Origin of the sequence: Fenollaria massiliensis, assembly GCF_000312505.2 — a bacterium.
Taxonomy (GTDB): Bacteria; Bacillota; Clostridia; order Tissierellales; family Peptoniphilaceae; genus Fenollaria; species Fenollaria massiliensis.
Genome location: NZ_HG326225.1, coordinates 167,722 through 188,873 on the forward strand (window position 1 = coordinate 167,722; position 21,152 = coordinate 188,873).

At 32.7% G+C, this 21,152-nt stretch carries 17 protein-coding genes and 1 pseudogene; 1 reads left to right on the forward strand and 17 read right to left on the reverse strand.

Annotation, left to right across the window (positions count from 1 at the left end; genetic code table 11):
- Window positions 1–115: 115 nt before the first annotated feature.
- The 3 genes and pseudogenes from BN30_RS02645 to BN30_RS02655 form a co-directional block, all read right to left on the reverse strand.
- Window positions 116–2,320 (reverse strand): DEAD/DEAH box helicase, encoded by a 2,205-nt coding sequence (locus tag BN30_RS02645; RefSeq protein WP_019213957.1) that lies wholly within the window; start codon window positions 2,318–2,320, stop codon window positions 116–118.
- Window positions 2,317–3,561 (reverse strand): annotated as a pseudogene (locus BN30_RS08795) (site-specific DNA-methyltransferase); the annotation flags it as partial. The pseudogene BN30_RS08795 and the gene BN30_RS02645, both read right to left, overlap by 4 nt.
- Window positions 3,562–3,733: 172 nt before the next feature.
- Complete coding sequence (locus BN30_RS02655) at window positions 3,734–4,624, reverse strand: exonuclease domain-containing protein (protein ID WP_019213959.1); 891 nt, start codon at window positions 4,622–4,624, stop codon at window positions 3,734–3,736.
- Window positions 4,625–4,898: 274 nt separating this feature from the next.
- Between BN30_RS02655 and BN30_RS10215 the strand changes: the two genes are divergently transcribed.
- Entirely contained in the window at window positions 4,899–5,093 is a 195-nt protein-coding gene (locus tag BN30_RS10215) for a plasmid mobilization protein (protein ID WP_019213960.1), read from the forward strand.
- A 243-nt stretch (window positions 5,094–5,336) separates the two neighbouring features.
- Here the strand turns inward: BN30_RS10215 and BN30_RS08805 are convergent, their stop codons facing one another.
- From BN30_RS08805 to BN30_RS02730, 14 genes are all read right to left on the reverse strand, one after another.
- Complete coding sequence (locus BN30_RS08805; protein ID WP_479723590.1) at window positions 5,337–5,531, reverse strand: hypothetical protein; 195 nt, start codon at window positions 5,529–5,531, stop codon at window positions 5,337–5,339.
- A 131-nt stretch (window positions 5,532–5,662) separates the two neighbouring features.
- Complete coding sequence (locus BN30_RS02670) at window positions 5,663–7,846, reverse strand: ATP-binding cassette domain-containing protein (RefSeq protein WP_019213962.1); 2,184 nt, start codon at window positions 7,844–7,846, stop codon at window positions 5,663–5,665.
- On the reverse strand, window positions 7,846–8,427 hold the full coding sequence (locus BN30_RS02675; RefSeq protein ID WP_019213963.1) for an MptD family putative ECF transporter S component: 582 nt from the start codon (window positions 8,425–8,427) through the stop codon (window positions 7,846–7,848). The genes BN30_RS02670 and BN30_RS02675 overlap by 1 nt, the downstream gene beginning before the upstream one ends.
- Window positions 8,393–10,177 carry an ABC transporter ATP-binding protein gene (locus BN30_RS02680; RefSeq protein WP_019213964.1) on the reverse strand — a complete coding sequence of 595 codons (1,785 nt, stop codon included), beginning with the start codon at window positions 10,175–10,177 and terminating at the stop codon, window positions 8,393–8,395. Before BN30_RS02680 ends, BN30_RS02675 begins: the two co-directional genes overlap by 35 nt.
- On the reverse strand, window positions 10,178–11,911 hold the full coding sequence (locus BN30_RS02685; protein WP_019213965.1) for an ABC transporter ATP-binding protein: 1,734 nt from the start codon (window positions 11,909–11,911) through the stop codon (window positions 10,178–10,180).
- Window positions 11,912–12,035: 124 nt separating this feature from the next.
- Window positions 12,036–12,659, reverse strand: a complete 624-nt coding sequence (locus tag BN30_RS02690; RefSeq protein ID WP_019213966.1) for a TetR/AcrR family transcriptional regulator — start codon at window positions 12,657–12,659, stop codon at window positions 12,036–12,038.
- A 273-nt stretch (window positions 12,660–12,932) separates the two neighbouring features.
- Window positions 12,933–13,754 (reverse strand): N-acetylmuramoyl-L-alanine amidase, encoded by an 822-nt coding sequence (locus BN30_RS02695; protein ID WP_019213967.1) that lies wholly within the window; start codon window positions 13,752–13,754, stop codon window positions 12,933–12,935.
- On the reverse strand, window positions 13,755–14,156 hold the full coding sequence (locus tag BN30_RS02700) for a phage holin family protein (RefSeq protein WP_019213968.1): 402 nt from the start codon (window positions 14,154–14,156) through the stop codon (window positions 13,755–13,757).
- On the reverse strand, window positions 14,149–15,534 hold the full coding sequence (locus BN30_RS02705; protein ID WP_019213969.1) for a hypothetical protein: 1,386 nt from the start codon (window positions 15,532–15,534) through the stop codon (window positions 14,149–14,151). The genes BN30_RS02700 and BN30_RS02705 overlap by 8 nt, the downstream gene beginning before the upstream one ends.
- 17 nt (window positions 15,535–15,551) lie before the next feature.
- Window positions 15,552–17,393, reverse strand: coding sequence for a hypothetical protein (locus tag BN30_RS02710; RefSeq protein ID WP_019213970.1), 1,842 nt, complete (start codon window positions 17,391–17,393; stop codon window positions 15,552–15,554).
- The gene (locus BN30_RS02715) at window positions 17,393–17,755 is read right to left on the reverse strand and encodes a hypothetical protein (protein WP_019213971.1); all 363 of its coding nucleotides are present in this window, start codon (window positions 17,753–17,755) and stop codon (window positions 17,393–17,395) included. The genes BN30_RS02710 and BN30_RS02715 overlap by 1 nt, the downstream gene beginning before the upstream one ends.
- Window positions 17,756–20,545, reverse strand: a complete 2,790-nt coding sequence (locus BN30_RS02720) for a phage tail tape measure protein (protein ID WP_019213972.1) — start codon at window positions 20,543–20,545, stop codon at window positions 17,756–17,758. It abuts the gene before it with no gap.
- 67 nt (window positions 20,546–20,612) lie between these two features.
- Complete coding sequence (locus BN30_RS10135) at window positions 20,613–20,777, reverse strand: hypothetical protein (RefSeq protein WP_019213973.1); 165 nt, start codon at window positions 20,775–20,777, stop codon at window positions 20,613–20,615.
- A gap of 17 nt (window positions 20,778–20,794) precedes the next feature.
- Complete coding sequence (locus tag BN30_RS02730; RefSeq protein ID WP_019213974.1) at window positions 20,795–21,151, reverse strand: hypothetical protein; 357 nt, start codon at window positions 21,149–21,151, stop codon at window positions 20,795–20,797.
- Between the last annotated feature and the right edge of the window lies 1 nt (window position 21,152).

Genomic DNA, 21,152 nt, shown 5'->3' on the forward strand with positions numbered 1-21,152 from the left:
CTTCTAATTTGTGATTTTTAAAAATATTTTTCAAAAACATTTTAAATATCCTTACTCTCCGTCTTTAGGTTTATCTCTCATCTTAAATATTAAATTTAAAATCTTTATATTCTCATTAAAATAAATCTTCTAGTCTTTTCCAATTTTCATTATTCATTTCTTCTGTGTAGTCTGTGTTATTAATATAAAGTCTTGTATCTTTATCTCTTACAAACCCCCAATTTATTTTACGCCTATCTGCATAATCCTTAAAAGCATAGAATTTATTTTCGATTTGCTTATCAATATTTTTACTTACACCTTTTCTTTCTCCACCCTTAGTTTCAATTATCCATACTTCTCCATTTTTCTTTTTGATTATATAGTCTGGATAAAAAAGATATTCTTTGCTTAGATTATTACCGTAAATAACTGATAGATATTGTTGCCCTGTATCTCCATTTTTATAGTACCAATCTACATCATCTCTACTTTCAAGATAGTTTTCTAAGAGTTGTTCAGAGGTAGATCTAAATTGAGATGTTGTCATAGATGTGTTGTATTCTTTATAAGCATTTTTCTCATACTCGATTACTTCTGTTTCATACGGAAGATACTTATAAAAATCTTCTAAAGGCAATTTCCATTTTTCAGTTTTCTTATCCAAGATTTGTATTTGTCTTGCATTAGAAATTGCAGCTAAATCTAAAAAGTCATCTCTTAGTTTATCAGCATTATTAATCATAAAAGCGTACCACTCACGATTAGAAAGATTTAATAACTTCTTGCTTGATGGTATATTTTTATGGAAAAGATGTTGAAGAATTGCCCTCATTTTGTTAGATGGCACACCAGTGACTTTTTTAATCATATCAACTGCGTGCAAACAATCAATTCCATGGTCGTGAGTTGATACTTCATAGGCTATCTCCTTATTTTCCCCTTGCTTTTCATCAACTATATCTTTGAGTTTTATAAACTTACCAGTTCTAAAGGTAGATATAACTTTTGTTCCCATTATAAAACCATAAGACTCTAATAATTTTTCATTGTCCTTTTTAATGTTGGTTAGTTTATATTTATCTTTAAAATAGTCATAGGCTCTATCTCTAACTAATACTTCATCTACAAACTGATAGTCTTTATTTCTATATTCTTTTACAAGTTCAAAATCTTTGCACTTGTCTTTTAAGAATAACCTCTTAACTTCATAGGCATTTCCACCCTGTATAACAGATTCTTTGTACTTTTCATCGAATGTATAGAGGAAGCAAAAATCTAATAGGTCGTTGTCATAGTGCCTTGCTCTTGGCATTCTCCTTATGCGTCCTATTGTTTGAGTTTCAAAGGTTTCTGTCATATTTTCACGAAGTTTTACAAGTATCTTTGCTCTTGGGCAATCCCAACCAGTTGAAATAGCTTGTTTCATAATCAAGAAGTTTGATTTGGAGTCTTCATCTGTAACATCAAGTGTATTTATTTTTTCCTCACTTAACCATTTAGCAAGCATTTTATTTTTATAGGTGTAACCCATATTTGTTAGATGTTCTTCTACAAAATTAACTAAGGACTCACTCATATCTGGAAATTGTATAATGACTAAAGGATTGATCTTCTCTCCTATTTTCTCATACTCGGCTTTGATTTCTTTTCTCTTTTCATCTGCTTTTTGTATTAGATAGATAGTTTCACTTTCAAGGTCGTCCATCTCGTCTGCTTCAATACCAGGGTTTATATAGAGTGCCTTTGTGATTAGACCAGAATTTATTACCTCTTCTTCTGGAATTTCATAAAATTCTGCCATAGGATTTTTAACAGTTGTTGCAGATACTCGTATTTCCCTATCAGAATTAAGGGCATACAAAATGTCATCTGCTTTTGAAGTATTGTTCAAATGCTCCTCGTCAATAATTGTAATAAAAGAAAGTTGCTCCCTATGTGCTTCTGCAATTCTTTCAAAAAGATTTTTCTTTTCACTATCTTTAAGTGCATTATTCTTTTTATTGGTTATCATTTCCCAGTTTATGAAATAGGTATAACCACCCTTGAAACCTTGTAGAAGAGCATCATGTATATTAGCAGATTTTGCATGAGGAATATATTCATCCATTTTTTCCTTTGACTGTTCCTCTAAATCTCCCTTACCTGGAGTAAGCCAGATAAATACCTTATTAGGGTTCTGCCATAGAAGATAATCATAAATATAAGAAAGTAGAATTATTGTTTTGCCAGACCCGGTCGGACTTTTTACAATGATTTTTCTTTTCGCATTTGGATCTGTCGTTTTATCCAAAAGATAATTTTTGGCATCCGTTTGAAAATCAAATAAATCTAACATCATAATTCGTTCACCTCTCTTAATTCTTCTGTGAAATAATAATCTGGGATAGTAACAACTTCAAGCTTTCTTTCCTCGATACTATCCTTGATTTCATTAGTTAGTAATATGAATGACGGGATATATAAAACACCACTTTCTTTCATTTCAGAAAGTGCTATATTTAAATCTTCATCAGACAAAATGATTCTTCTACTATTCCCATCAATCTCACACATATTTTCAAGTTCGACCATTTCCTTGATGTAATCAAGAAGTTTAGAAGATAAAATTTCTTCATCTTCTGAAAGTTTTGGTATAAATTCTGTTTTATAGTATTTAAGGTTGTGAGGAAGTTCTTCTTGGATATTCTTCATTCTTTGATAAGTGATTTTTTCGCAAATATTGTTTTCATTGTTAGTACAAAGAATATATTTCCTATTTCCACCATCTTCTTTATTAAGCTGCATAACTGCTTGCCCAGTTGTTCCACTCCCAGCAAAATAATCTAAAATTGTAGCGTTTTTGTTATCTATTGTTGATATCAGAGTTGTTAAATATTTGATTGATTTGGGATAATTAAATACTTTTTTCCCAAATATATTTTTTAATTCCTTATCGCCCTCTGTTGTTCCTCCAAAATCCATTGTCATGCTTCTAGGAGTTTTCCCGTTTTTATTTAAATATTGTTTAAATTGAACACTCCATTTGCCATCTTTTTTCTTTACAATTTTAATCTTTCCTTCTGAATATTCCCTTTCAAATCTTTCTTTTGATCTAATCCAACCATTATTTATAACAGTTCCATCAGGTGCGATAATATCATAAATTATTGGATTCTTTAATCCTGGTCTAGCAAAAGTGTCCCAAAAAAATCTTCCATTAGAATCTTCTTCTTTGTATCTTTTTAAGTATTCATCACTATGTTTTATATACATTGGTTTTGTGGAGTTTATATTTTTTGTGTAACATAAACAATATTCATGTTCTTTAACCATAAACTTGCTATCATTACCACCACCAACTTTTGATTGTTTTATATATGTCCCAAGGAAATTACTCTCTCCAAATATACCATCACATAAAAGTTTTAATTGTGCATACTCATTATCATCTATGGAAATAAAAATAACTCCCTCATCAGATAATAATTCCTTAGCAATTTTCAATCTTTCAGCCATAAATGAAAGCCACTTAGAGTGTCTGTATCCATCGTCAGAACCAATATAATTATCATCATATATAAAATCTTTGTTTCCAGTATTATAAGGTGGATCTCAAACTATTTATAAATGGATACAATTTAATGCTTATAAATTAGAGTAAAAATATTCGCTATTTGCACCCTTTAATTACAAAACATTAAAAAGTATTCAATAAAAAAAGACAGCATTTCTACCATCTTAAATAACATCTTTTATATCTTAACTTTTAACACTATTGGTTAATCAAATCATAAAATGTCAATTCATCTATAATATCTATATCATTACCTTCTAGTTTTAATTTTTCAGCCTTCTTATGTTTTGATGACTTCTCACCTTTTAGTATTGCATTATAATCGTTATCTCCAAGTATTAAATAATTAGTTTTATTATTCACGCTATTGTCGAGTATTCCTCCTAAATTAACAATTATCTGCATTGCATCTTTTCTTAACATCTTCTCTAGCTTTCCTGTAAATACAACATGCCTATTGTAAAAAAAGTTATCTTCATCTATCTCAACTACATCTGGTGTTATTGAGTTTATATCAAATTTAGTCCTTTTAGTTTTCCATAGATCATTAATAGCAATGTTGTTTTCACTCATATGTATTTTAATACAATCATAAAGTTCCTTTGTTGAAATGCAATCTGAAATAGAGCGATGCTCATTATTGTGTAGATTTAAATATTTTGTCATATCAGAAAGTCTATGATGCTTCAACTCAGGATACAACTTTCTAGAGAATTGCATTGTATCCATGTATTTATTATCAAGCTCTGTTTTAAGGCCACAATTTAAAAACCTAATATCAAAAGATGTGTTATGACCAATAATTATATCGTCGCCAATAAAGTTTAGTAATTTTTCTTTAATGTCCAGTATAGATGGCATGCCTATAAGCATATCATTAGTAATGCCTGTTAGAGAAGTTATAAAATCATCAACTTCATATTTTGGTTTAATTAATTGTGAATATTTTTCTACAATTTCATTGTTTCTAACTCTTAACACACCTACTTCTATAATTTCATCATAATAAGATGATAGGCCAGTTGTTTCTGTGTCTAACACACAATAATCATCTATTATTTCTTTTGTATAATTTTTACTGCATGGCATAAAATCACTCCTTTAATATCAAAGTTTACATTTATTATACCATATAAATAGACTTGATGAATATATATATACTAATATAACAACGAAAGGATTCAGAAGAAAACAAAATGGATGCCACCTACTTTGTATAGGTTAGCATCCATAAATGTAAACTAAATATTAATGTGTCCAGTTTTCTGGGTACACATCATTTACGGAATGCTCCATTTTTTAATTTTTACCTTGTTAGGGAGAACCCTAAGACCCCGAAATATATTTTATAAATGAGAATAAAATGACAAATAGATTTAGAAATGAAAGAATAGAAATTAAGCTAACTAAAGAAGAAAAAGAAGTTTTTGAAAAGAAAATTAAACTTGCAAATCGCAAAACTATGTCTCACTTTCTTAGAAAATGTGTATTAGGAAAAGAGATTTATGTAGTTGACTTAGAACCATTTAGAAATCTACAATGGTGCTTTCAAATGTAACAAATAACATAAACCAGATTGCAAAAGCGAGTAATACAACTGGTGTTATTTACAAGAATGAAATTGAATCAACTCTAAATTTGGCAATATATTATATTACTAAGAGTGAAAAAACTGATGAAAAAATCTTAGTATCTTCATTCAAATGTCCTCCATCCACTGCCCATATTCAATTGATGAAAATACGAAAGATCATATTCTATAGCATATTTTGAAACAAAATAAATATCCCTCGGCCTTTTCTCATGCGGCACAAAGGGCCTGTATTACTAGCCACGTCTCATCGTTTAGTTTTGATATAGCATTTCTGACTGCCTCAATCATCATCTGTGTTTTAACAATCTTTTCTACATCAACGCTTTCATCAGTGATGTTATCTATAAAATGTCCATCATGATCCAAAGAGGAAAAGAAAAACAGGTGGTTTTTTCTGTCCACCTGCTCTTTTTTTATGTTCTCTTTCTTGCCAGTAGACTTTGTATATCTGCTCGCTTACTTTGATTTTTCGCCCACCGACATAAAGGTAATATTATTTTGTCATTTATGTTTCTTACATTCTTTTTTTGTCTTTATGCTTTAAAGAAATCATTTAATTTGTGAATATTTTCTTCAGTATAGTTTCCTGACCATTCCACATGTCCGTTTTTCAAAAAAATAAAATAATCACAACACTCCTTTAGTAATTCAGGATCATGAGTGATGAGGAAAATAGTTTTATCTTTCATCTGCTTTAAACTTTGAGCCACATCTAACATATTATGATAATCCAGACCAGAGGTAGGTTCATCTAATATTAGTATGCGACTATTTGAAGCAAGGGCACTAGCTAAAGCTACTCTTTGCTTTTGTCCTCCAGATAGCGACATGGGATGGAGCTCTTTTAATTCCAACAAATTTAATTGAGCTAAAATCTCATCTACTTGTCCACTTATTTCATCTGAACTAAGGCTAACTGAAATTTCCTCTTTGACACTCTCTGTAAAGAGTTGGTTATTCACATCTTGCATGACCATATAAGAAATCTCAAGCCTTTCTTTGCTATCGTAGCTTTTTCCTTCTAAGGTCATTATCCCTGTTGATTCTTCTGCAATACCACACAGACAATTGGCAAAGGTAGATTTTCCAGCACCATTCTTCCCAAGAATTCCTATTATATGTTTTCTAGGAAGTTCTAGATGATTGATTTCTAATCCATCCACTTTATTGTAATATACACAAAAATTATCAAGTGCTATTTCATTGGTATACTCAATGTCTTTACTCTCAAACTTAGGAATATGAGAAGATCTTAATCCCATCTCGTGCAACTTCTTGTCTGAAATATCCTTAAATTCCTCAATGCTATAATCCTTGCTAATTCGACCATCTTTCATATAAATAACTCGGTCGACCAAGTCCATTAAATAATATAACCTATGTTCAGCTATGATAATTGTTTTGCCTTGTTGTTTCCAATATTTAAGTATATTTTTTAAATCATCAATGCTTTCAATGTCTAAATTTGATGAAGGCTCATCTAAAACTAAAATAGGGGCTTCCATCACAGCTGTAGATGCACAAGCAATTTTTTGCTTTTCACCACCTGATAAATTAAATAGATTCCTATCTAACAGTTCATGAATGTTTAATGCATAAGCTACCTTTCCTATCCTGTCAAGCATCTCCATTCTATCAACACCCATATTCTCAAGTCCAAAAGCTATTTCACTTGTAGAATCCACATTAAAAAATTGTGATTTTGGGTTTTGAAATACAGAGCCGACTACCTTTGAAAGTGATTGAATGCTAGTTTGTCCTACTTTTTCTCCATTGATCTCCACTTCACCTTGTAAATCTCCAGTATAATATTCAGGGGAAAGGCCATTAATTAGTCTCGTAAGAGTAGTTTTCCCACATCCAGACTCACCTGTTAGTAGCACAAATTCTCCTTCTTCAATGGATAAACTTATATTAAAAACGCCACCTTGTCTTTCTTTGCTCTTATAGGTAAAGCTAGCATTGTTAAATTTTATCATCTCTTTCCCCCTCATACTAAAGACCACACTATCAATCCTATAATCAATAGAAAAATCAAAAAAATCATATTTGCTAAATTTAACCTCAACAAGGCTCGTTCTGCCTTTAACATTATCTAATCCTCTTGTTAATGCTGATGCAGAAAGTTCATCACCTATTTTGACAACAGAAAACAGGAGCGGGATAATTCTGTACTCTAAAAACAATGATGGATTGGCTTTTGTTTTTTTACTATTAAATCGTATCCCCCTCATTCGCATAGCATTTGATATTGCCTTATTTTCTTCCTTTAGAGTAGGTATGAAACGAAATACTACAGAAACAGGAATAATAAACGCATTTGGAATTTTCCACTTTACCATAGCTGCTATAAATTCATTTGGTTTGGTGGAACTAATCGTATAGTATCCCATCATGAAAATAGGAAAAAGCCTTATGACTAATGAGTTGAGCAATACATTAATCATGTTTAATATGGATGGTAATTCATACATATTTTTAGTTTTGTTTGAAATAACAGCCAAAACAAATAAAATTCCATATATGGCTGCAGCTTTGTAATTTTTATTAGATACAAGCAAGAATATAGCGATAGAAACTATCGCTATATCTATACCTATATTGTCATAGACAAAAAACATTATAGTACTAATGAATACCATAAATAATATTTTTGTTCTCGGATCTAAATAAAAGCCTTTCTTTATTGGGGGAACATAAGTTTTGTAAGCCTCCATTAAGCAATTCCAGCTCTTTCAAAATGTTTTTTCAACATTTTCTTGCCTATATTAGCACCTATCACTGCTCCAACAAACATGATGCCAATTGCAGCAATTCCCATCCATGGTGGCATATATTTCGCTAAATCGGTCGCAAATTGCTCACCCATTTGTTGTTTTACTCCTTCCATATAGGTATCTGCCATAACCCACATTGGCATCTGACAGCCTAACTCAGCACATGAAAACAACCAAAATCCTATTGTATTAACTTTAAAACTTTTATACTTTTTAGTATTCATAACTACATCAGCAATAATTGCCATTGGAATATACACGGCTGGTGCTAACCAAGTGTAACCCATAAAATACCAAAATACTCCTAAAATGATTCCCATTAGAGATACCATTCCAAACTTTTCTACCTTGGTTAGAAATAGCATAAATGGAATACCTGTTAATATTGGGATTAATATAAATATGGTAGGATAAAGTATTGGCACAGCCCCTAGCATTCCTGTTACGAAAAATATGACTAAATAAATAGCTGTATAAATTCCTACGTTAATTAAATCCTTTGCTGTTAATCGATTCTTCATTGAAATCCTCCTTATTTTGTTTAATCTTCCAGCTTTCTGTTTCTTCTCTTGCTTCTATAAATTTCTTATAAGTGCCTTCTTTTCTAATTAAATCTTCATGTTTTCCCACCTCCTCTAATTTTCCGTCTTTAAGAACTATAATCTGATTCGCATTTTTAACAGTCTTTAACCTATGAGCAACCATTATAACCGTTTTGTTTTTTGTTAAACTTTCTATGGCTTCTTGAAGTTTATCCTCATTTTCTGGATCAACATTTGCTGTAGCTTCGTCAAAAATAATAATCGGGGCATTTTTTATCATAGCCCTTGCTATTGATATTCTTTGTCTTTCTCCGCCTGAAAGTGATGTGCCACCTTCGCCTATGATGGTTTGATAGCCTTCTGGCAAATTCATAATAAAGTCATGGCATTGGGCTTTTTTTGCCACTTCTATGACTTCTTCCTTCTTAGCTTGTGGTTTGCCAAATTTTATATTATTTTCGATGGTATCTTGGAAAAGATAAACATTTTGGAATACGGTGCTAATCAAATCCATTAAGGATTCAAGCGTGTAGTTTTTAATATTGACATCTCCAATCGATATGCTGCCTTGATCCACGTCCCAAAATCTAGAAATAAGCGAACACATGGTGCTCTTACCAGCTCCACTTGGTCCAATAATGGCTGTCATAGCCTTTTCCGGAATATGAACGGAAACCTCCCTTAAAATAGGTATTTTATCATAAGAAAAGCTAACATTATTGAATTCAATATCTGTATGATGAGGCGTAATCTTCTTGCCTTCAATATCCATCTGAGGCATATTTTCTGTTGTTTCTACTTGTTCTATAGAACTTGTTGCAACTCTTAATGTCGCCATGGCGGATCCTGCGGATTGAATACTTGCAAACACCAGGAATGACATGATGATACACATAATTGCTTTTAATAAATCCATGGTGCCATTGATATAAAAATAAAGTGAAAAGACAATCATGGCAACACTGGAAATTCTTAAAACGAGCTCTTGCCCGATGATATAGGGTGTAAATAATTTCTCCAAAGCTAGATTGGCTGAGCGACTTTCTTCTAGTGCCGAGCGTACGGTTTGGTCTCCGTTTCCTGTTAAATTAAAGGATTTAATGATCGGCATTCCCTGGATATATTCCAAGATCGTTTCTACTAAAAGAGATTGTGCCTCTTGCCTTTTTGGAGCAAGTGTCCTCGACTTTTTTTCCATGACAGAAGTAATATATAAATATAAAACCGTTCCTGCTATAACAATCAGCCCATTTCTCCACTCGAAAAATAAAATCATCAGGGTGAATACAAATGAGTTAATGAAGCCACTCATCATAACAACTAAAACCATAGGAGCTGTATTCTCAACGTCATCTAGAACAGTTGTTAAAACACCAGTCACTTTTCCAATATTATTTTCATTAAAGAATCCCATTGGAACCGTCTTCAGCATTTTTCCTATACTTATTCTTCGATTAGCTACCATAAAATACCCAGCATGCGTTTGATCTAATTGAGCAAAATAGTTGGCAGAAGACCTTCCGACAATACTTACCAGTAGCATAAGAAAAACCTTCAGTGCTATAAAGGAATTAAAATCTTTTGTCACCAAGGCTTGGAGCACAAAGTAAATGGCTCCTATTTGCAACATATTGAAGATGGCATACACAAATTCAAAAATAACAGACTTGTTTAAATTTATTCGTTCCTTATCTGCAAATGCCCATATCTTTCGAAGTCCACTTAACATCTAAGCCACCTCCTTTCCACCGATATGTGCTTCCCACATGGCTTGATAAAGTTTATTTTCTTTAAGAAGTTCTTCATGATTGCCACTTGCTACAAGTTTGCCATGATCGATGAGATAAATCTGGTCTGCATTGATTATTGTTGATAACCTATGAGCAATCATAATGATAGTTTTTCCCTGAATAAGCTTATTAATTGCTTTTTGTAAAACTTGCTCATTTTCAGGATCAATATAAGCCGTCGCTTCATCTAATATGATAATTGGAGCATCTTTTATCATAGCTCTAGCAATGGTGATCCTCTGTTTTTCACCGCCTGATAAATGATTTCCTCCACTCCCTACTTTGGTCTGATATCCATGCTCTAAAGACATAATAAAATCATGACAACCTGAAGCTTTGGCAATTTCAATCACTTCTTCATCGCTAGCCGAAGGCTTGCCCATTCGAATATTTTCCATGATGGTATCGTTAAAAAGGAAAACATCCTGCGAAACAAAAGCAACTAAATCATAGAGTTGTTCAAGTGGAATATTGAATAAATTAATTCCGCCAATCGATATTTCTCCCTGTTCTACGTCCCAGAAACCAGCAATTAACTTGGCAATGGTTGACTTTCCTGAACCACTTGGCCCAACAAAGGCATTTAAACTTCGCTCTTGAATTACCATATCGATTCCTTTAATAACTTCTTCTCCTGGTTCATAGGAGAAATGTAGATTCTTGATAGCAATGTCATGATTTTTTAAATGAACTCTTTCTCTACGATGAACTTGTTCTATCCCATTTAAGATTTCATCAATTCGTCCGACAGTTGTCCCTGTTTGAGCTAAGGCATCGACAAAGTTAATAGCAGCTAGTAAGGGACCGGCTATACCAAGAGAAAGGATGATGGTCGTAATAAAGGTTGACATCTCTAAACTTCCATTAATAAACATAATCCAACCAACAGGTAATACCGTAATCAAAGTTGTTGGTGAAATGTTCTTGGATAAGGACACTGGCATTTGACATTTTTTCATCCAATGATAATAAAATGAAGCATTAGCTATCACTTTATCGGTGAATTTCCCATAGGATTTTTCGCCTTGATTAAAAGTTTTAATCACTTCAATTCCGCCAACATACTCAACAATTGTTTTATTCATTTCGGTATTGGTCGCAACCGACTTACTATAATCTTCTGCATAACCTTTCATAATTAATGACATAAAAAACATACCTACCGGAATTGAAACGAGTGACAATAAAGCCATTCTCCAATCTAAAATTAATAGATAGATGAAGATGGATACAGGCCCTAAAATATTCGCCGTCATCTCAGGCAATAAGTGAGCCAAAGGTCGTTCCATTTTTTCTACTTGATCAACAATGATTGTCTTTAAATCACCACTATGAGTGTCAATAATCGTACCAAGAGGCATTTTAGGCAGCTTTTCCAAGAGCATGATTCGTACATTTCTTAGAACAGAGAAGGTTGCTTTATGGGACTCTGCCAAGGCCTTGGCGTAAAAAATTGGTTTTAAACAATAGCCAATCAAGATTAGAAAACACCAAGGTAGGTAGAAGGAAAAATCTTTATTTCCAACAAACAAACCATAAACAATTTTGCTTACGCCAAAATAAGGCAACATACCTAAAAGAACCCCAATAACTGCCAAGAAAATGGAAAGCTTGAGGGCTTTATGTTCTCCTTCTGCCAGCTGCCATAGGCGTTTCATATAATTATTTTTCAATGGAACCCTCCTTTCCTTTTTTCTTTCATCTTTAACACCTCCATATGATAGATAACTTTATTAGCTAACTTAGTTATCTTTACTTTAAAAAATATAAGGGTGTTTAATACCCTTTCCCTTATATTTAAAAACCTCTCAATTTCTCCCATCCATCATAAAAAAATTTCGAAATTATTCTTGTGTTTAACTTTACTTCTTCTTCTGTTTGGGAATGTATTATAATTTCACACAACGCATTAATATAGGCATGGTTTAACAAATGCATTGCATCTTTAGGGACTTCTGATTTTATATTCTTTTTCTTTGAAATAATCTGAAACGCTTTATGTCTGTTTATATCTTCCTTTTCCACAAGAAGCTCTATAAAATTATCATATTTCGTACCATATGATTTAAATATTAAAAGATTAAATAAATCTTTTTTGCTAAACATATATAATGCAGATTCAATTGACCCTTCAATGTTAATTTTTGATAAATCTTCTCCACAATTTTTTTCTATGTTTTGAAAAGATTCCTCTTCAAACTTGCTATAAAAACCCAAAAGTTCGTTTGCCAATGGATCAACTAAACTGATAAATAAATCTTCTTTATCATTAAAATGCCTGTAAAAAGCACCCGTTGTAACCCCAGCATCTTTGCAAATTTTTCTTAAATTAGCTCGTTCATAACCATCATTTAAAAAATTAACTTTACCACTATCCATAATCTTTTTATGTGTTAAATCGTAACCAGTAATTTCTGTCATATCCTCACCGCCTCGACTAATTGCTCAATTTATAATTTTGCGGAATAATGATAACTTTGTTATCATTATATACACTTATCTTCTTTATGTCAATATGAATAGTAGAAAATCATACTTAAGTATGATATAATCATTAATAATTTTAATACACGCTTAACGCTTGCTACTCTAATTATTCTTTTGTAGCAAGCACAGTAAGTGTACGTGCACTTACGAAAAATTAATGGATCAGATTTTTATGAGATGTATAGTCCCATTAGGCTCATTTGCTTACTATTTAATTATTTCATTTACCTTTTTCTGTATATCATAATAATCATATCCAGCTTCTAGCAAGCGTCTTTTTCTTTCGCTCCCCGTGCCCCAAAGTCCTCGAATGACTTCTCTGGCAATCATATCTGTTTTACTATCATTTTTTATTTCATAAACAATAGCACCTTTATCGTCAAAAACTTTATACTGTGGATTTTTATTAACACACCTTTTAGCAAGTTCTAAATACTTAAATGCTCCTATCTGGCTTTTTGCATCTTTCCATGATTTTCTTACTCGATACATTGTTGGTACTTCCATAGGCTTGTTATTGTCTGTTCTCAATCTTTTATTGACTTCGTCAGCTATAAATGCAAGCTTGCTTGAAAGGTATGGACCAGGGCAGCTTGTTTTTGCATACCATTTATGCATTTGCAAAACACCATCTTTTCCTCCAGTATATGTGCATGGATAAATTTCATTTCTTCTACAAATGTCTGTAACCAAATCAATAAGTCTTTTTAATACATAATTAGACACCAGCCACTGTGGTGCACAGGTAGAATTTCCCACTTCAATTGTTACTGCCCTGTTGTCGCACCAAGATGAAGATGTAGTCCAAGCTCTATTTTGCTCATCAACACCAAGAACTATAACTCCATCTGATCCTAAGCAGTAATTTGCTGAGGCTTTTCTTGTTTTTGATACAAAGAGAGATGCTAAATTTCTTCCATTAATAACTCCAGCAGCATGGTGTATTGCAATCTTACATATTTTTTCAGTTCTCTTTCCACTATGATTTGGAGATAGTATCTTATCTTGGATCAGTGAGCTGTTTGACATTTACTTGTCCTCCTTTAGCTGCTCAAGCATTTCTCTAAGTTTTTCTGGAACAGGTAGACCTATTGCCATTGTATTTTCTAATATGGATAAACCTTCGTTAGCTATATAAAAAAAGATGATGGCTGTTCTTATCATAGTACCATCACCTTTAATTAAATTTACATCGCATAAGTTTGCTATACCAACAACAATGAATATAACAATCTTTTTTGCTATTCCTTTAAATCCTACGCTTGATGAGAGCTTTCGTTCTACTCCTGCTCTTAAAACACCTGTTACATAATCTGCTATCACAAATGCAAGTAAGGTGTAGATAAAAGCGTCAATGCTTCCTAAGTAAAAGCCTATATAGCCACCTATGACTATAAAGACGTATTTGAGACTTTCTAAAATTTTATTCATTTCCTTCCTCCTCTGTTAATGTATAAGTAATTTTCATAGTTTTATCTGCAGTTTTTAATATTGGTGTAGATAAATTATTGATAGTTCCTAGATATGGCGTAGATAAAAACAGTTTCTTATATAACTTTCCATCGAATGTACCATATCCCAATCTAAATGGTCCTATTTCAATTAATGGAGTAGTAATATTATCTACAGTAACTCCGTCATAGTTAGGACCAAAGCTTTTTATTACTTCATCTTTTGAATTTATCTGAAAATTATAGCATAAAATATAATCATCTAGTTGAAAGAATGTATTATAACAACTTCTACCCATGTTTACACCAGCTTCAAATCCAAGATCTATTTTTGTTATATCAACAGGGTTATTTATATTTATTTTATAAACGATTCGTTGATTAGAAGATGGTGCATATAGATATCCATCTTTAACAAGGCTATTAGATGACCTGCCACAAGCACCAGAGTTTGACTCACTATACTCTCCTAAGGAGTAAAAGCCTATATTTCCTATGTCAAATTCGTCAGCTGTGAAACTGTAATCAGATTTTTTAATTTTAATTCTACTTAACTTTCGTCCATTAAAGAAGCCATACCAGTAGCCATCTTTTCCATCATAAAAACACCATTTATTCCAATCATAGTAATTTGAACAGTGCTTACTAATATCTAAGATAGTTTTTTCTATTTTTTGTGGGGTGTTTCTATCCATTGGGTTCGTAAGTCCTACGCTTAAATAGTCCTCTTTAAATTTTACTATTTCTAGAGTTTTATCTTTTCTTAAAAATATTGATGTAAAAGTATTATTTTTAACGTCAGCTTCAACCATTCCAGAATATGCTCTATTTATATCACTGCTAACATCTCTTCTATAAGTGCTATTTAGGAATAATAATGCATTTCTTCCGTTTTGGTCTCCATAAAAAAATTTTCCAGCTTTATAATGAGTGAGAGCTAAAGACGAAATTTTACCATTAGCTTGTGATGTTGAAAAGTCCCAAACAAACTTATATCCATTTTCTATAGCTTTAGATTCTGTTAAGTTTGCAGAACCTCTCTTTTCAAAATCTGTTGGGTTTACATTGTCAGAAGCATAACCTATAATATTATTTGTTGATGGTACAGTATATTTATTTGGATTTTCATCAAGTCGATCTTCAAAAATTAGTATGCCACCATAGCACTTGTTTGCTATTGGAAATAATTCTTCACAATAACTTGCACTATTATTAGCTTGTAGTGGATACATAAGTCCACTTGGATTAAGACTAAAAATATCCTTTACAGCATTCGTTACAAGGTTCTCTTCTTCATATACTTCAGTATTGTTAGTATTAACATCTGTTAGCTCAATTATTGCCTTACCTTTAAACACAAACATGCCTCCTTTTATTATAGTTTAATATTTTTGTTGTTATTTAAATATCCAACATTAAAGCCTTTATATTTAAGCTTCTGTATTTTATCACTAAAAATTATATTTTTAGGAGCTTCAACTTTAATATCGTATTTTTCTTTCAAGCCTCTAAACATAAATAGTTTAGATATATCAATTCTGTTCCAAGTTTCATCAACTTTAATCTTTCCATCCCATTCCTCATTAGAACCTAATGATTGACCCGATATTGCTGCTATAGCATTATCCTTGCTTATCATAGCCTTGCCAGATTCTAGCCTAATAAGTACTGAGAAGTTATTCATTGTTTTCTCTTTTATCTTCGTCAAAGGATAAAAAAGGTTTAATATATGCTCTCCACTCATGTAAGTTTCCTTTGGTATGTGATGCTCAATTTTTGCATCATTGAAAACATAAGTAACAACTAAACGAGTAGGAACTTCAACTGTTTCTATAAGTTCAACATCTTCAATAACTTCTTTGTCTTCAAACTTTGGTGGGTTGAATGATTTTTTCTCGTCATTAAGGATCTCAACTTTTTTAGTTTCTTTTCTTTTTACCTTCCTATGTTTTTCTTCTGTGTCACAAATAATATTTAATAAAATTGCTGCATTAAATAACGCTTCAGTTTCTTTATCTGAAGCAAACTCAATCCTAATGATTGGTGTATCTGTTGTAGATAGGTTGATGGCTGAATAGTTAGAATAAGAATGCACTACCAATTTCTCGGATTCAATCTGATTTATTAGACCAGTGATGTTTTTATCATTTTTGCTTTTAGCTCTTGAAAGATATGGGTTTTTTCCTACACCAATAATTCTGTGCTTACCATTTATCTTGTACTCAATATCTGTAATTAAACCCTCTATTGTTTCATTGGAATATATTATTTCAATCCTATCTCCAAGATCAAGAGAAGGATCGCCTATTGTTTCCATATCAAAAGGTGTGTGTTGTATTTTACATACTTCATTTAATAAAGCTTCGCACATTCTTTGTCTTTTCTCTTCAAGTCCAAGTTGCATAAGAGGGTTTATCCCTAGATTCATAGTCAAACCATTGTCTTCATCCAAAGAATAGTATTCAGCAATTTTAGTCTTTGCATTCGTTGAGTTAATTGCTGTGTACCTTGTTTTAAAATCAGATATTGAAGATGAGAACCTTTCCTTAGCATTAATACTTGTTGAAACTTTTTCTGAATACTTCATAAGAACCAGCTCGCCTGTTCTATTAATTTGAGCAAATACTCCAAGTGTTGATGCAATATAGTGAATAAAGTCTCTATAAGTTTCTATATCATTTTCTTTATAAATTGCTAAGGCTTCCTGCCCATTAGCAAAGGCTTTTATCTCGTCCTCGCTCATTCCTAGCTTAACTTTGCATTTTTCACATGAAAGACTTAAAAGGTCGTACGCAGATCCAAAGGTATCTGTAATAGGAAAGTTCTTGTCAAAGCGTAGCATATAGTCATAGCCTTTAAGTTCTAGTATTTTCTTAGACCTATTCGCTTCTGTTACATCAAATATCCCCATAGGTATAGTTTCAACTTTTCCATCAGATAACACTTGATGATAAAAAAGCTCAAGCTTAGAATCTTCAAGGCTGTATCTGTCGATATTTGAAAATAAACTGATGCCAAACTCTGCAGCATAAACTGTTCCTATCTCAAGTTCTGATGAGCCTGAACACGATCTATGAATATATCCAGATCCTTTCAATATGTCACTATTTGTAAAAGGGATTACTTTCTTATCTTTTAAAATGATATTGCCAGTCCAATAAAAGCTACGAGAATTTTTCTTTATTTCTGTTTTGAAATCTGCACTTGTAGAATACATTAATATTCCTCCAAAGAAAACGATACATTCCAAAGCCCTTTATATGAAGTATCTTTCACTAGCTTTGTTTTAAAACCATCAATGTACATCTCTGCATCTTTTAATGATAAATCTTCTGTGTCTAAGTATTTAACTTTTAACTTAGATTTCTTAGTAAATTTACTTAATACTTTCACTAGCTTGGGACTACATGAGAAGTCAACAGATATGCTAGCTACTTTACTTCTGATAATATCTCTTTGAATAGTGCCTGCTTCTGTCTCTCCTCCTGTGTCTGCCTCTATATCTCTAAAATCAATAGAATAAGAGTTAGGTAGAGGCAGGTCTACTCCTTCAATTATTAAATATGATTGATGCTTCATTTACCTACCTCCACTTCTTAAATTTCTTCTTTGAGATGCATTAACAATAACCTCATCTAGGAGTGTACCTCCTAAATAAACGGGTATGACAATGTCGCCAGATTCTTCAGCTTTTAAATCAATATTTGATAGTGCAGCTTTGATTTGTCCTCCTATATCAACCGAGCTAGCTTGAGTGACACTTGCTCCAACCGTTGCTAAACTTGGATTTAAAACCATATCGCTTGCCACATTCTTCATTGATGATTGGACTAAATTTCTACTCTTTTCTATCCCTCTTGCTAAGCCTTTCATAAAGTCTGGCATCCATGTTTCATAATCTGTTAATGGGCCTACATCTGGTACTGAGAAGTGCAGGAAGGATTTTATTGTAGATGCTACATTAGAAACTGCAGATGCGATTCCACCTATAGCACTTTTTATACCATTAATAATTCCGTTAATTAAATCTGCTCCCCAATTATATGCACTAGATATAAGGTTTTGAATAAATGATACTGCGTTATTAAAGCCAGTTTTTATTGTATTTACAATGTTTGACATTGTATTTGAAATAGTTGAGAACATCGCATTGAAGACATTAGATACAGTTGATTTTATTCCATTTATTACTGAAGTAACACTATTCTTTATATTATTCCAAGTATTAATAACAAATGTTTTAATTGCATTAATAACTGTTGATATAGTGTTCTTTATCGCATTCCATATAGATTCAATTGTTGTTTTCAATGTATTTACAGTGGTAACAACTGCTGTTTTTATGTTATTCCATGTTGTACTTATAAAAGTTGATATCGTTGTAAGTATTGTAGTGAAAAATGTACTGATTGCATTCCACACTGTTTCAATGCTTGTTTTAATATTTTCAATACTACTTACTACAAAATTCTTAATATTTTCCCACGCTGTTTTGAAAAATTCACTAATGCTATTAAAAATAGTTGTCGTTGTATTCTTTATTGCGTTCCATGTATCAGTGAATATTGTAGATATAGATTCCCACAGATTCACGAAGAAATCTTTTATTGCATTCCATACCGTTATAGTCGCTTCTTTTATAGCTTCCCAAACTGCAATAACCCCATCTCTAAACCATTCACACTTATTCCATAAAAGAACTAAAACAGCAATTACAGCACCTATTACAATAGGTACTATACCTATAGCTGATACGACAGCTGTTATAGCAGGGATAATAGTTCCAGTTACAAAACCAGCTACTTTTGCAAAGGCTCCAACTACTAGTGGACCTTGTGTCATAATCGTGCCAATCGACCATACAAGTTTGCCTACTATAACAAGAATAGGACCAATAGCAGCAATTAAAACTCCTACAGTTGCAATAATACCTTTAACAGGCTCTGGTAGAGCATTTATTCCATTTACAAGCTTAGTCAAGAAATCTACTAAGCCTCTAACTGCAGGCATCAACAGTTCTCCAAATGATATGGCTAATTCCTCTAAAGCTGATTTTAATATTTTAAGCTGCCCGCCTAAGTTATCCTGCATAGTGTTTGCCATCTTCTCAGCCGATCCATCAGCGTTATATATGGCATCACTTAAATTATTGTAATCTTGCTCGCTAGCGTTAATTATTGCAAGCATACCAGACATAGCATTTTTGCCAAATATCAATGAGGCAGCCTGTGCTTGCTGAGTTCCGTCTAAGCTAGCAAAAGCATTTCTAAATGTCATTAATGTTTCGTCAAGTGATAGTCCTTGAATATCTTCTACTGTTAAACCAAGCATCTCCATGCCATTTGAAACTTCTTTAGTTGGTGATGCTAGTCTTGTCAATGCAGATCTTAGAGCAGTACCTGCCTGCGAGCCTTTAACACCAGAGTTTGCCATCAAACCTATAGCTACAGCCATGTCTTCTACAGAGTATCCTAAAGCTCCAGCGATTGGTGCAGCGTACTTAAATGTTTCACCCATCATAGAAACATTTGTATTTGCATTAGAAGATGCAGCTGCAAGGACGTCAGCAAAATGAGATGAATCTTCTGCTTTTAATCCAAAGGCAGTAAGAGCGTCTGTAACAATATCTGAGGTAGTAGCTAGATCCTCGCCACTGGCTGCAGCAAGGTTCATAACACCATCAATACCATCTATCATTTGCTTAGTTTTCCATCCAGCCATTGCCATATAGTTCATAGCATCTGCAGCTTCGCTGGCTGAAAACATTGTCTTCGCACCCATTTCTCTTGCTTTTTTGCAAAGAGCATCAAAATCAGAGCCAGTTGCTCCAGACACAGCCTTTACCTTTGACATACCAGAATCAAAGTCTGCTGCTGTTTTTACAGCTACTGCACCAAGTCCAGCTACAGCGAGAGATACTGGCATTATCTTTTTGCCAACATTTTCTATATTCTGTCCCGTGTTTTGCCATTTTTCTCCTGCGATAGCTACATTTTGCAGTGTTTGATTAGTCGTTGCACCTTGCTTTTCAAGAGATTTAAGTGCTTGTTCTGTTTCTATAATCTCTCTTTTTAAGGCATCATATTGCTCTTGTGAGATTTTGCCTTCAGCCAGAGCCTGTTCAGCTTGTTTCTGTGCCTCTTTTAGTGAATTAAGTTTGTTTTTTGTTTCTTCTAATGTTTGTCCTAGAAGTTTATGCTTTTGTGAGATAAGCTCAGTATTACCAGGATCAAGTTTAAGAAGTTTATTTACATCACGAAGTTCAGACTGGGTATGTTTTATCTCAGTGTTTACTGCCTTTAGTGCCTCTTGAAGCTTGGTGGTATTCCCTCCAATTTCAACAGTAATCCCTTTTACTCTGTTTGCCAATATCTCACCTCCTTAAAATTATATAAAAAAGCATCCTTCACTTAACGATGCTTAAATAGTTTATTCATTAAAATTTATCAAAATCGTCTTGTGTTGCTACATCTTTATACTTGTAATCGTCATTGCTTTTTTCTATAAACATATCGTTTACAAGTCCAATAGTTAATAAATCTAAGTCAGAAACAGAAAGACCAAGTTCCACTGCCCTTAGTAAAAATAAGGGTGTAGTCATTGGTCTTTCTGTCGGTCTTACTTTTTTTTAGATTTTTCCTCCATCTTTATATTAAGTCCCCATAGCTCTATTAGCTGAGGCAGTATTTGATATATAGAAAATGTTGAAAAATTATCTAGCCATTCTTCTGTGCTATCTGGAACCGCTTTATCTCCATGCTTAGCCATTACATAGGCTATGTTTTCAAACAATTCTAATGAACCTATATCAAGATTAGATTCATTTTTATCATTCTTTTTTATTGACCTCTCTAGTTCTATTAGGTCTTTAAAAATATCTCTGCCAAATTTTATTCTGTATATTCTAGGGATTGCTGCTGATGCACGAAAGACAACATCCTTGCCGTCAATCTCTATTGTTTTTGTCAATGCCATT